At 62.7% G+C, this 12,863-nt stretch carries 10 protein-coding genes, 1 tRNA gene and 1 pseudogene; 2 read left to right on the top strand and 10 right to left on the bottom strand.

Annotated elements, in window-relative coordinates:
• Positions 1–114 precede the first annotated feature (114 nt).
• Positions 115–2,022: a diguanylate cyclase domain-containing protein gene (locus PH586_RS01095; protein WP_333908315.1), complete on the top strand. Its 1,908-nt coding sequence runs from the start codon at positions 115–117 to the stop codon at positions 2,020–2,022.
• A gap of 23 nt (positions 2,023–2,045) precedes the next feature.
• Here PH586_RS01095 and alr read toward each other — a convergent pair whose 3' ends face one another.
• The 8 genes from alr to rnr form a co-directional block, all read right to left on the bottom strand.
• Positions 2,046–3,125, bottom strand: a complete 1,080-nt coding sequence (gene alr, locus PH586_RS01090; RefSeq protein WP_271345924.1) for an alanine racemase — start codon at positions 3,123–3,125, stop codon at positions 2,046–2,048.
• A gap of 103 nt (positions 3,126–3,228) precedes the next feature.
• Positions 3,229–4,623 (bottom strand): replicative DNA helicase, encoded by a 1,395-nt coding sequence (gene dnaB, locus PH586_RS01085; RefSeq protein ID WP_271345923.1) that lies wholly within the window; start codon positions 4,621–4,623, stop codon positions 3,229–3,231.
• 146 nt (positions 4,624–4,769) lie between these two features.
• Positions 4,770–5,219 (bottom strand): 50S ribosomal protein L9, encoded by a 450-nt coding sequence (gene rplI, locus PH586_RS01080; RefSeq protein ID WP_079204719.1) that lies wholly within the window; start codon positions 5,217–5,219, stop codon positions 4,770–4,772.
• Positions 5,220–5,240: 21 nt separating this feature from the next.
• Positions 5,241–6,134, bottom strand: coding sequence for a hypothetical protein (locus PH586_RS01075; protein ID WP_271345922.1), 894 nt, complete (start codon positions 6,132–6,134; stop codon positions 5,241–5,243).
• Positions 6,135–6,170: 36 nt separating this feature from the next.
• Positions 6,171–6,401: a 30S ribosomal protein S18 gene (gene rpsR / locus PH586_RS01070; RefSeq protein WP_069519637.1), complete on the bottom strand. Its 231-nt coding sequence runs from the start codon at positions 6,399–6,401 to the stop codon at positions 6,171–6,173.
• A gap of 28 nt (positions 6,402–6,429) precedes the next feature.
• Entirely contained in the window at positions 6,430–6,861 is a 432-nt protein-coding gene (gene rpsF / locus PH586_RS01065) for a 30S ribosomal protein S6 (RefSeq protein ID WP_271345921.1), read from the bottom strand.
• Positions 6,862–7,183: 322 nt separating this feature from the next.
• A complete protein-coding gene (gene rlmB, locus PH586_RS01060; RefSeq protein ID WP_271345920.1) occupies positions 7,184–7,948 on the bottom strand; it encodes a 23S rRNA (guanosine(2251)-2'-O)-methyltransferase RlmB in 765 nt (254 codons plus the stop codon).
• A complete protein-coding gene (rnr, locus tag PH586_RS01055) occupies positions 7,945–10,491 on the bottom strand; it encodes a ribonuclease R (RefSeq protein WP_271345919.1) in 2,547 nt (848 codons plus the stop codon). Before rnr ends, rlmB begins: the two co-directional genes overlap by 4 nt.
• 214 nt (positions 10,492–10,705) lie before the next feature.
• Between rnr and PH586_RS01050 the strand changes: the two genes are divergently transcribed.
• A tRNA-Leu gene (locus PH586_RS01050) sits at positions 10,706–10,792 on the top strand.
• 196 nt (positions 10,793–10,988) lie between these two features.
• On the opposite strand, the gene PH586_RS23615 is transcribed toward PH586_RS01050, so the two are convergent.
• Complete coding sequence (locus PH586_RS23615; protein ID WP_408636748.1) at positions 10,989–11,873, bottom strand: methyl-accepting chemotaxis protein; 885 nt, start codon at positions 11,871–11,873, stop codon at positions 10,989–10,991.
• Positions 11,847–12,107 (bottom strand): annotated as a pseudogene (locus tag PH586_RS23610) (HAMP domain-containing protein); the annotation flags it as partial. The pseudogene PH586_RS23610 and the gene PH586_RS23615, both read right to left, overlap by 27 nt.
• Positions 12,108–12,863: the final 756 nt, after the last annotated feature.

Here is a 12,863-nt window from a genome sequence, read left to right as displayed (position 1 = left end):
TCCCATGTACCCGGGTCTGCGCCGGCCACACGGCATTTGTGATCACATGCAGACTTATGGCTATACTCGAGCGATTGCCATCGGTAGCGGTGCCGGGCACAAGAGGTGCTTGCAGTGCAGCGGATAGTCTCCTCATTCATTCTACTGTTGTGCCTGAGCTGCCTGCCCGCCACGGCCAGTGCGGCGACCATCCTGCTCGACAGCGCCAGCAGCGGCATGCTGTTGAATGAACGGATCGAACTGCTGGAAGATGTCGGTGGGCAACTGAGCATCGCCGACATGGCCGACCCCGCCGTGCAAAGCCGCTTTCAGTCGGCAAATGGCCGCGCCACCGTAGGCCAGAGCCGCCACCCCTGGTGGGTCAAGGTGACCCTGCAACGCGGCCAGGACAGTCCCAGCCAGTGGTGGCTGGAAAACGCCGGCATCACCATCTACAACCTGCAACTCTACCTGCCCGATGGCCAGGGCGGCTGGCACAAACGCGTCACGGGCACGGCGGCGCCCTACGCCGAGGGCCGTGACTACGCCTATAGACGCATGGTCTTCAAGCTCCCCGAGCTGAGTGAAGATCCCCTGACCCTGTACTTCCGCAGCCTCGACCCCGCCGGCAACTCCTTCCCGCTGACCATCTGGCAACTCGGTGACCTCGAGCAACAGGCCAGCAACGAGAATATCGGCTTCGGCCTGATCTACGGGATGATCCTGGCGCTGCTGCTCTACAACCTGTTCATCCTGATTGCCCTGCGCGACCAGGCTTACCTCTGGTACGTGCTGGCCACCGCCTGCGTGCTGGTGTTCATCCTCAGCATGACCGGCCATGGCTTCCAGTACCTGTGGCCCGGCAGCGCCGTGCCCTTCTGGCTGGATCGCATCACCCTGCCCTCGCTCTGGGGCATTTTCGTCATGCGCTTCACCCAGGAGCTGCTCTACACCAAACGCGGACTGACCTGGCCGCATCGCCTGCTGAATGCCGGCTGCGTGCTGTATCTCATCGCCATTGCGATCAACGCCTTCGGCCATCGCGCCGAAGGCGCCCTGCTGATCGCCCTGACCCCACTCGTCACCGTGCCCACCGCCCTGTTCAGTGCTGGCGTGCGCTGTCGCCAGGGTTTCTTCCCGGCGCGCTTCTACCTGCTCGGCTACGGCGCCGTGCTCGGCAGCACCGTGGTGCTGGTGATGCGCGCGGCCGGGCTGATCGAGCCGCACAACTTCACCGCCTACCTGTTCCCGTTGTCGATCGCCGCAGAAACCATCCTGTTTTCCTTTGCCCTGGCCTACCGCATCCAGACGCTCAAGCAAGAAAAGGCCGCTGCACTAAGACAAGCCGACCGCGAGAAGACCGCACGCCTGGCACTGGCCCAGGACAATGCCGACGAGCTGCAGCGTGCAGTAGAACAACGCACCGCCGAGCTGGCCGCGAGCAACCAGCGACTGCGGCAACGCGAACTGGAGCTGCAACACGCCGCCTTCCACGATCCGCTGACCGAACTGCCCAACCGCCGCTACCTGGTCGAACGCACCGAAACCGCCCTGGCCCACGCCGAGCGCCACGGCGAAAGCGTGGCATTGATGCTGATCGACCTCGACCATTTCAAGCCGATCAACGACCGCTTCGGCCACGATGCCGGCGACCTGATGCTGCAGGTGATTGCCCTGCGCCTGCGCGAGCATGTGCGCGGCGGCGATACAGCGGCCCGCCTGGGCGGCGATGAGTTCGCCGTGCTGATCTGCGGCGACGAGGCCGAACGCCACGCCCGCGAGATTGCCGAGCGCCTGCTTTCCGAACTGGCGCAGCCGGTATTCTATGGTGCCGAACCGCTGACGGTGACCATCAGCATCGGCGCGGCCCTCTACCCGCAGCACGCCAGCCACTTCGCCAGCCTCTACAAGGCTGCCGACGAGGCACTGTACAAGGCCAAGGCCCGCGGCCGCTCAGGCTCGTGCATGTGTGGCGACGACGGCGAACTGAGCAGCAATACACGCCTGCATTTGGATGTGATCAAGGTCACCAGCGGCCTGTAGTGGCCCAGGTCGCCAGCACCCGCTCAGGCGTTGCGATAACGCCGCGGTACGCGCTGGGTGACTTTGCTCAACAGTTCATAGCCAATGGTACCGGCCGCCCGCGCCACCTCATCCACCGGCAATTGGGCGCCCCACAGCTGCACTTCATCGCCAACCCGAGCGGCTGGCAGATCGGTCAGGTCGACCGTCAGCATGTCCATCGACACCCGCCCCGCCAGCGCCACACGCTGCCCGCGCACCAGCAATGGCGTCCCGCTCGGCGCATGACGGGGATACCCATCGGCATAGCCGCAACTCACCGTGCCGATGCGCGACGGCCGCTGGGCCAGCCAGCCGGCGCCATAGCCGACGCTTTCGCCCACCGCCACTTCGCGGCAGGCGATCAGCTGCGCCGTCAGGGTCATCGCCGGCTCCAGGCCCAGCTCGGCGGCCCCCAGCTCGGCAAAAGGCGTGGCGCCGTAGAGCATGATGCCCGGCCGCAACCAATCCATGTGCGCCGCCGGAATGGTCAGAATGGCCGCCGAGTTGGCCAGCGAGCGCTGGGTAAAGTCCAGGTCGAGCACGCCGAGGAACGCCTCGAGTTGCTGCTCGGTCATTTCATGGCCACGCTCGTCGGCGCAGGCAAAGTGGCTGAGCAGGTTCAACTCGGCCACCGCCGCCGCCTCGTGCAGGCGCGCATGCCAGGTGCGCAGACCCAGCTCGCTGAAGCCCAGGCGATGCATGCCGCTGTCCAGCTTCAGCCAGATATTCAACGGCCGACTCAGCTTGGCCGCGAGAAAATCCGCCACCTGCTGTTCGCCCTGCAGCACCAGATCCAGGCCCAATTGCGCCGCCAGTTGATATTCCGCCGCCTCGAAACACCCTTCGAGCAACAGGATCCGCGCCTCAGCATGCAGCGCCCGCACCGCGACCGCCTCCTCCAGGCAGGCCACGGCAAAACCATCGGCCTGCTCAGACAGCGCCGCCACCACCTCGCCCAGGCCATGCCCGTAGGCGTTCGCCTTGACCACCGCAAAGGCCTGGCGGCCAGGCGCACAGCGCTTGGCAACGGCATAGTTGTGGCGGATGGCGGCAAGATCGATGGTGGCGACGAGGGGGCGCATGGGCGGAATGTCCTGAAAACAAAACGGGCGACCAGTTTAACCACTGGCCGCCCGTTGTTATTGATCCTACTCGGCAAGAACATGCACTCACCCTGCTGCAGGCTCAGTCCTCGTCGAACTGATAGCTGCCCGGCGCCAGGTTCTCGAAGCGCGAATACTTGCCGAGAAAGGCCAGGCGCGTGGTGCCGATCGGGCCGTTACGCTGCTTGCCGATGATGATCTCGGCCACACCCTTGAGCTCGGTTTCCGGGTGATACACCTCGTCGCGATAGACGAACATGATGATGTCGGCGTCTTGCTCGATCGCCCCGGACTCGCGCAAGTCGGAGTTGATCGGGCGCTTGTTCGGGCGCTGCTCCAAGGAACGGTTGAGCTGCGACAGGGCGATCACTGGGCAATTGAATTCCTTGGCCAGGGCCTTGAGCGAACGGGAAATCTCGGAGATCTCGTTGACCCGACTGTCGCTGCTGGAGCCTGGAATCTGCATCAACTGCAGGTAGTCGACCATGATCATGCCGATCTCGCCGTGCTCACGGGCCAGGCGCCGGGTCCGCGCACGCATCTCCGATGGCGAGATGCCGGCGGTGTCGTCGATGAACAGCTTGCGATCATTGAGCAGATTGACCGCCGAGGTCAGGCGCGGCCAATCGTCGTCATCCAGACGGCCGGCACGCACCTTGGTCTGATCGATACGGCCGAGCGAGGCCAGCATCCGCATGACGATGGAATCCGACGGCATCTCCAGCGAGTACACCACGATCGCCTTGTCGCTGCGCAACACGGCGTTCTCCACCAGGTTCATGGCGAAGGTGGTCTTACCCATGGACGGTCGGCCGGCGACGATGACCAGGTCCGCGGGCTGCAGGCCGCTGGTCTGCGCATCCAGATCGGTGAAGCCGGTGGACAGGCCGGTGATCGCATCGCCCGAGTTGAACAGGGTGTCGATGCGGTCGATGGCCTTGACCAGGATGTCGTTGATCCCTACCGGGCCGCCGCTCTTCGGCCGCGCCTCGGCGATCTGGAAGATCAGTCGTTCGGCCTCGTCGAGAATTTCCTCGCCGGTGCGGCCCTGCGGGGCATAGGCACTGTCGGCGATCTCGCCGCTGATGCCGATCAGCTGACGCAGGGTGGCACGCTCACGGATGATCTGCGCATAGGCCTTGATGTTGGCCACCGACGGAATGTTCTTCGCCAGTTCGCCCAGATAGGCCAAGCCCCCGACTTGCGACAGCTGCCCCTCCTTGTCCAACTGCTCGGACACGGTGACCACGTCGAAGGGGTGGTTACGCTCGGCCAGCTTGTAGATGGCGCGAAAGATCAGGCGGTGGTCGTGTCGATAGAAATCGCCATCGGATACCGCATCGAGCACCCGCTCCCAGGCGTTGTTGTCGAGCATCAGGCCACCCAGCACGGCTTGCTCGGCCTCGATCGAGTGCGGCGGCACTTTCAAGGCGGAGGTTTGCAGGTCGTATTGCTCGGGAATGCTGATGTCGTTCATAGGGCTCTGGGCAAAAATCGGCTGCACTAAAAATCGAGAATTGAAAAACAAAGGGCACGGCATCGCTTGCGCAATGCCGTGCCCGATGTTAACGGCCTTGCACCTAAGCGCAAGCCCGTTGAGCGGCTAGCTTCAGAGCGAGGCTCTTAGACTGCTGCAACCACAACGACGCGGACGGTCGCTTCAACGTCGGAGTGCAGGTGCACAGCCACGTCGTATTCGCCAATCTGGCGAATGGTACCGTTCGGCAGACGCACTTCAGCCTTGGCCACTTCCACGCCAGAGGCGGTCAGGGCATCAGCGATGTCGTGCGTACCGATGGAGCCGAACAGCTTGCCCTCATCGCCCGCGGTAGCGGTGATGGTGACTTCCAGTTCAGCCAACTGAGCGGCGCGAGTTTCAGCAGATGCTTTCTTATCGGCAGCCAGCTGTTCCAATTCGGCGCGACGCGCTTCAAACGTAGCCACGTTGGCAGCGGTTGCAGCGGTAGCTTTGCCGAATGGCAGCAGGAAGTTACGGCCGTAACCGGCCTTAACGTTCACTTTATCGCCCAGGTTGCCCAGGTTGGCGATTTTTTCCAGCAGGATCAGTTCCATTTGGTAATAACCTCTTAACTTTTAACCTTCACCGTTCGCGGGACCCGAGCCGTGCTTGCGCTCGAAGCGTCCACGAAAATCAAACAGGCTGTCGACAATGGCCAAGACCACCAGTAACGGATAAGTCAGCTGCATGAACAGCAGCAGCGTGATGTACAACCCGACCAGCCAGAACTTGGCCAGTCGCCCTTGCACCACCAGCCCATGCAACAGAGCCACGGCGGCAAACACCAGCGGCACGCTGCACAGCGGAGTCAACATGGCCATCTGCGGCCCCAGATTGGGACCCAGTAGCATGCCGACCAGCAGCAACATCGCCGGTGCCAGCGGCAGTCGCAGCGCGCGAAACTCGCGCCCGAAACCACCAGGGTTGTACAACAGCGCCTGCCAATAACGCCCAAGCATCAGGCTCAGCAGGCTGACAATCTGCAGCAACGCCGCCAATAAACCGGTCAGCACCGGTGCAATCAGGCTATCCAGGCGCGCTCGCTCGTCCACCGACATCTGCTGGTGAACCCCATCGAGCATTTGCGGCAGGAGCTTTTGCAGCTCACCTGCCATCGCCGCGATGGGTTCGCGGAACACCGCACCCAAAACCAACCCGTACACCAGGCCCAATGCCACGCTGCAAAGCAGCACACGATCCCAGGACCGACTGGCGCGCAACAACAACGCCAGCCCCAGTGCACCGAGCAACACCAACAGGGTGCGCGGCTCACCGAAATACCACCAGCCAATCGCCGGCAGCAGGGCCCAAGCGAGGATGCCCAGGGCATCACTCAGACCGCGCCGCAGGAGCACCAGGCAACCTGCGGCAGCACTTAACCAGAACAGCAGCGGCAATGCCGCCGAAACAACCACCACGAGGATGGCCTGCATACGGCCGCGCATAATGAATTCAGCTAAGGCGCGCATGCGTTTTATCCCTTACTTCTTGTCGAGCAACCGATCTCAGCGGCCGTGGCTGTCGGTGTAGGGCAGCAGGGCCAGGAAGCGGGCGCGCTTGATAGCGGTAGCCAGCTGACGCTGATAACGAGCCTTGGTACCGGTGATACGGCTAGGAACGATCTTGCCGGTTTCCGAGATGTAGGCTTTCAGGGTGTTGAGATCTTTGAAATCGATCTCCTTCACCTCTTCAGCGGTGAAACGGCAGAATTTACGACGACGGAAGAAACGTGCCATTTGATAGGCTCCTCAATAGGTCCGTGGATTACTCGTCAGCGTTGTCGCTGTCGCTGTTGTTGTCGCTGTCGTCGCTATTCGAGTCGTCAGACTCAGCGCTTTCAGGACGGTCACGACGCTCACGACGCTCACTGCGGTTTTCTTCGGCCTTGAGCATCTCCGACTGTTCAACAACTGCTTCGTCGCGACGGATGACCAAGTTACGGATCACGGCATCGTTGTAACGGAAGTTGTCTTCCATCTCAGCCAGGGCTTTACCAGTGCACTCAACGTTGAGCATCACGTAGTGAGCCTTGTGGACGTTGTTGATGGCGTAAGCCAGCTGACGACGACCCCAGTCTTCCAGGCGGTGGATTTTGCCGCCGTCTTCTTCGATCAGCTTGGTGTAACGCTCAACCATGCCGCCGACTTGCTCGCTCTGGTCCGGGTGAACCAGAAAGATGATTTCGTAATGACGCATAAATGCTCCTTACGGGTTGTAGCCTGCCGCCAAACGCGGTCAGGCAAGGAGTGAATATCACTTGTGAGTCTTGCTCAAACAGCAGGGCGCAATAGCGCCTGCCGTCGCGGCAAGGGGCGCCATTCTAGAGAAGCCCCTAGGCACAAGCAAGGTCGACTGGTGATTATTTGAACAGTAAGGCTGCGCTGACGCGAATTACGCCTGAGCGGAACCAGACAGGGCTCGTGATGCCCTGCCTGGTGCCGCCGATCCCGCTGGAGCCAGTTTGCTGGCGATCAGCCGTAGAAACAGCGAAGCGCCAACCAGCCGACACCTACACGATTCAAGGCTTGCTCTTGCCTTTACCTTTGCTGCTGCGCTGGCGCAACGCCTCGAACAGACAGACGCCGGTCGCCACCGAGACGTTGAGGCTGCTGACGCTGCCGGCCATCGGCAGCTTGACCAGGTAATCGCAATGCTCGCGAGTCAGGCGGCGCATGCCCTTGCCCTCAGCCCCCATGACCAGCACTGTCGGCCCCGTCATGTCGTGCTCATACAACTCCTGCTCGGCCTCACCGGCAGTACCAACCACCCACAGACCACGCTGCTGGAGCTTTTCCAGGCTGCGCGCCAGGTTGGTCACTGCCACCAGCGGAATCACCTCGGCAGCGCCACAGGCCACTTTGCGCACAGTGGCATTGAGCGTGGCGGACTTGTCCTTGGGCACTATCACCGCCAGCGCACCCGCCGCATCGGCAGTGCGCAGACAAGCACCGAGATTGTGTGGATCGGTCACCCCATCCAGCACCAGCAACAGCGGCGGGCCTATGGCGCGATCGAGCAACTCCTCGAGCATCGCCTCACCCCATACCTGACTGGGGCTGACATCGGCAACCACGCCCTGATGCACGCCCTCAACCCAGACATCCATCTCGCGCCGTTCGCACTGGCCAACGGCGACCCGCGCCTCTGCGGCCAATGCCAGCAGGGCTTGCACCCGCGGGTCATTGCGCCCTTCCGCCAACCACACCTGCTTGACCCGCTTGGGGTGATGACGCAGCAGCGCCTCCACGGCATGCACGCCGTAGACTTTTTCCAGCTGACTCATGACTTCGCCTTACGCTTGCGTGGTCCGCCACCGGCGCTCGGCGCTCCGCTTTTCGGCGGCCCCTTGCGGTGCTTGGCGGATTTGGCGTCCGCACTGGACGGCTTGGCGGACTCGCCTTTGGCACCACGCCCCTTGCCCTTGGATTCGGCCAGCAACGACTTTTTCAGTTCGCGGCTTTTCTCCACATCGGAACCGCCAGCAGCGACAGCACGGCCGTCCCGGCGCTCGGTTTTACCCGCGGCCGACTCGAAACCACCGCGGCGACGCCCAACAGGCGCATCCACCACGCTCTGGGCCATTTCGAAGTCGATCTTGCGCTCGTCCAGATCGACCCGCATGACCTTGACCTCGACCGTGTCGCCGAGGCGGAAATTACGCCCACTGCGCTCGCCGGCCAGACGATGATGGACCGGATCGAAATGGTAGTAATCACCTGGCAAGGCGGTGACATGCACCAGACCTTCGACGTAGATATCGGTCAGCTCGACGAACAGCCCGAAACCTGTCACGGCGGTGATCACCCCCGGGAAGGTTTCGCCGACCCGGTCTTTCATGAACTCGCACTTCAGCCAGTTGACCACATCGCGGGTCGCCTCGTCGGCACGCCGCTCGGACATCGAACACTGCTCACCGAGCTGCTCCAGGATCGGCTCATCATAAGGATAGATGCGCGCCTTGGGCATGCTCGCCGCGCCCGCGCGCTTGACGTGCGGGGTGTCGAGTTTGGAGCGAATCACGCTGCGGATCGCCCGGTGGATCAGCAGATCCGGGTAACGGCGGATCGGCGAGGTGAAGTGGGCATAGGCTTCGTAATTCAGACCGAAGTGTCCCTGATTGTCGGCGCTGTACACCGCCTGACTGAGCGAGCGCAGCATCACGGTCTGGATCAGGTGGTAATCCGGGCGACCGCGAATACTTTCCAGCAGCGCCTGGTAGTCCTTGGGTGACGGACCGTCCTTGGACTTGCCACGATGCAGGGACAAGCCCAGCTCGGTGAGGAAGGCCTTGAGTTTTTCCACGCGCTCGGGCGGCGGGCCATCGTGCACGCGATACAGCGCCGGGATCTCATGCTTCTGCATGAACGCCGCGGTGGCCACGTTAGCAGCCAGCATGCACTCCTCGATCAGTTTGTGCGCATCGTTGCGCTGGGTCGGGCGGATCTCGGCGATCTTGCGGTCGGCACCGAAGACGATCCGCGTTTCCTGGGTCTCGAAATCGATGGCGCCACGTTCATGGCGCGCCGCCAACAGCACCTGATACAGCGAATAGAGCTGTTTGAGGTGCGGCAGCACTTCCTTGTACTCACCACGCAACGCCTTGCCTTCGCTGCCTTTCGGCTCTTCGAGCATGGCACTGACCTTGTTGTAGGTCAGGCGCGCATGGGAATGGATCACCGCCTCGCAGAACTGGTAATCGATCATCTTGCCGGTCTTCGAGATGCTCATCTCGCAGACCAGGGCCAAACGATCCACCTGCGGATTCAGCGAACAGAGGCCGTTGGACAGCTCCTCCGGCAGCATCGGGATCACCCGCTCGGGGAAATACACCGAGTTGCCACGCACCTGCGCCTCGGCATCCAGCGCCGAATCGACCTTCACATAGTGGGAGACGTCGGCAATCGCCACGTACAGCTTCCAGCCACCGGAGAACAACCGCCAGTTGCTGCCATTCTTCTCGCAATAGACCGCATCGTCGAAATCGCGGGCATCTTCGCCGTCGATGGTGACGAAGGGCAGATGACGCAGGTCGATGCGCTTTTCCTTGTCCTTGTCTTCGACTTCAGGCTTGAGCTTGCGCGCTTCCTTGACCACGGCCTCGGGCCAGACATGCGGAATGTCATAGCTGCGCAGCGCAACATCGATTTCCATGCCTGGCGCCATGTAGTTGCCAACCACCTCAACCACATCGCCCTGCGGCTGGAAGCGTGGGGTCGGCCAATGGGTGATCTTCACCTCGACGAACTGACCCTGCTTGGCCCCGGCATTACGCCCCGGCGTGACCAGCACCTCCTGCTGGATCTTCGGGTTGTCGGCGACCACGAAACCGATGTCACTCTCTTCGTAATAGCGTCCGACGATGGTTTCATGGGCACGGGTCAGCACTTCGACGATGCCGCCTTCGCGGCGCCCGCGCCGATCCAGGCCGGTCACCCGGGCCAAGCCACGGTCGCCGTCGAAGACCAGGCGCATCTGCGCCGGACTGAGGAACAGGTCATCGCTGCCGTCGTCCGGAATCAGAAAGCCGAAACCGTCGCGGTGGCCACTGACGCGCCCGAGGATCAGGTCCAGCTTGTCCACCGGCGCATAGGTGCCACGACGCGTATAGATCAACTGGCCGTCGCGCTCCATGGCGCGCAGCCGACGACGCAACGCCTCGATCTGCTCTTCGGTGGTCAGGCCGAACTCGTCAAGCAACTGCTCACGGTTCGCCGGGGAACCACGCTCGGCGAGATGCTGCAGAATCAGCTCGCGACTCGGGATGGGGTTTTCGTATTTTTCCGCTTCACGAGCGGCCTCAGGGTCGAGGGATTGCCAGTCGGCCATTAGAGAGAATTCACCTTTTCTATATAAATTCGGTTTGCCATGTGCCTATTGAAGCGCGAAACCACTATCCGGGTCAGCACAGCACACAGAATAAAATTATTTGATCACAGGGCTTTACAAGTAAAAAGTCGAACCGTATTATGCGCGCCACAACGACGGGAAACGAAGTTAACCGAGTTGTAGTTGATAGCAAATGAGCGATCATTGCAATCAAGCCCAGGTGGTGAAATTGGTAGACACGCCAGCTTCAGGTGCTGGTGACCTTACGGTCGTGGAAGTTCGAGTCTTCTCCTGGGCACCAATTCAAAAAAACCGAGCCAAGCGCTCGGTTTTTTCTTGCCTGCGATTTAGTGCGATCGACCGTCAAGCAGCCCAAACCCCATACCGGCTGATGGCAATTCGCAGGCTACAGCCCCGCAAACCAAGCCATCAGGCTCTGCCGACCGAAGCCTGATGGCCAGATCCATCCGGCAAAATTTGCATTACCGGAGCAAAGTCTAAACGCGGAACTGCCCCAGACTGGCTTTCAGCTGCTTGGCCAGACCATCCAGCACTCGCCCACTGTCGGCCGTGGCAGCCACCGCCTCGGCCGCATGTTGAGCTTCGGCATGAATCACCTCGACCCGCCCACGCACCGCATCGGCACCTTCTGCCTGATGCGCCGCCGCCTGAGTCGCCGCATTGATGGCGCCATGCACCTCCTCCACCGCGGCCTGGACCGACTGCTGCACCTTGGCGCTTTCCAGCAGCGCAGCCAGCCCCTGATCTGCCTGCTGACCCGCCTGCCCGATGGCGCCAACCGCCTCACGCGCACCTTTTTGCAAGGCGCCGATATGCGCCTGAATATCGCCGGTCGACTGCTGGGTCTTGCTCGCCAGCGCACGCACCTCATCGGCGACCACGGCGAAACCACGACCACTCTCCCCCGCGCGGGCCGCCTCGATGGCCGCATTCAAGGCCAGCAAATTGGTCTGCTCGGCGATACCATGGATCACCGTCAGCACCACTTCGATCTGCTCGCTCTGCCTGGCCAGTCGCTCGATCACCGCCGCCCCCTCACCAACTCGCAGCACCAGGGCCTCCATCGCGCCACCGACCCGCGCCGCAATCGCCGCATTATCCTGGGTAGACTGACGAATCGCCGCCACCCGGCGCAACGCCTCCTGCATCGCCTGGCTTTCCGCCTGCGCCTCGCCCGCCATCTGCGCCAAGGCCTTGAGGCTGCCCGCCACCTCGTCGCGCTGGCGCCCGGCGGCAGCCTCAGCCGCGGCACTGCGCAATGCCAGGCCGTCGATTTCCCGCCCGGTGAGCACCGCCACCTCGCCCGCCTCGCGCACAATGGGTTGCAACCTGGCGACAAACCGATTGACCGCGGCGGCCATCTCACCCACCTCATCACGACTGTCCAGCTCGACCCGCCGGGTCAGGTCCCCTTCACCCTCCGCCAAGTCCTGCAAGGCCGCGATCAGCAATTGCAGGCGACTCAACACCCGCCAACCAAGGACCAGCGCCACCGCCAGCAGCGCCAGCACACCGACCACCAAGAGCCCGACCGCGATGCGCCAGCGCAAGCTCTCGGCAGCCGCCCTGACCGAGCTCAGACTGCCCTGCGCCATGCCCTCAGCCGCCTGCTGCGCCTCAGCCAGGCGCCGCTGCAGCGCCTGAGTGCTTTCGCCGGCGGCGCTGGCCAGACTGCTATCGACCAACTCGCCCGCACTGTCCACCAGCGCAGAGAAACGCTGATCCAGCGCCTGCAACTCCTGCTCCACAGCAGCCCTGGACAACCCCAACTGGACCTTGCCGAGTTGCGCCCCCATGGGATTGATAGACGCCTCGACCAGGTACACCTGCGGATCACGCGAGGCCGCGTCGACCAGCTTGTCCAGCTTGGTATCGCCCTTCCCCGCAGCCACCAAGGCGCGCACCCGCGCATCGCTGCGATTGAAATTGCGGGTCAGACGCTGGCCCTGCGCATCGTAATAAACGGCGAACAGCACCGCCGGGTCGCGCTGAGCGATACGCGTGAACGCCGTCAGCGCCGGCCTATCGTCATCCCAGATAGCCTTGGGGGCGACGCCGGCCAGCAACTGCGCCATGGCGCTGCCGGACTGCTTGAGATTCTGCTCGAGCACTGCGCGCAACTGCTCCTGCTCAGCCTGAAGCCGCCCGGACAACGCCGCACCAAGACTCTCACGAGTATTTGCCGACAGCGCCGCCAAACTCTGCACCACCTCACGCTCGGCAGCGTCCAGCTCGCCACCCAGGCGCTGGCTATCGGCCTGCAGGCGCGTTGCCAGGTCGGCAACCAGGTCATCCACAGTGGTGCGGGTCAGCCATACGGCCAGGAATACCTGCACCAGCATGGCCACACC

It is taken from the genome of Pseudomonas aestuarii (genome assembly GCF_027988105.1).
GTDB classification, from domain to species: Bacteria; Pseudomonadota; Gammaproteobacteria; order Pseudomonadales; family Pseudomonadaceae; genus Aquipseudomonas; species Aquipseudomonas aestuarii.
The sequence above is the reverse complement of the archived record's forward strand: the minus strand, read 5'-3'. Positions and strand labels throughout refer to the sequence as shown.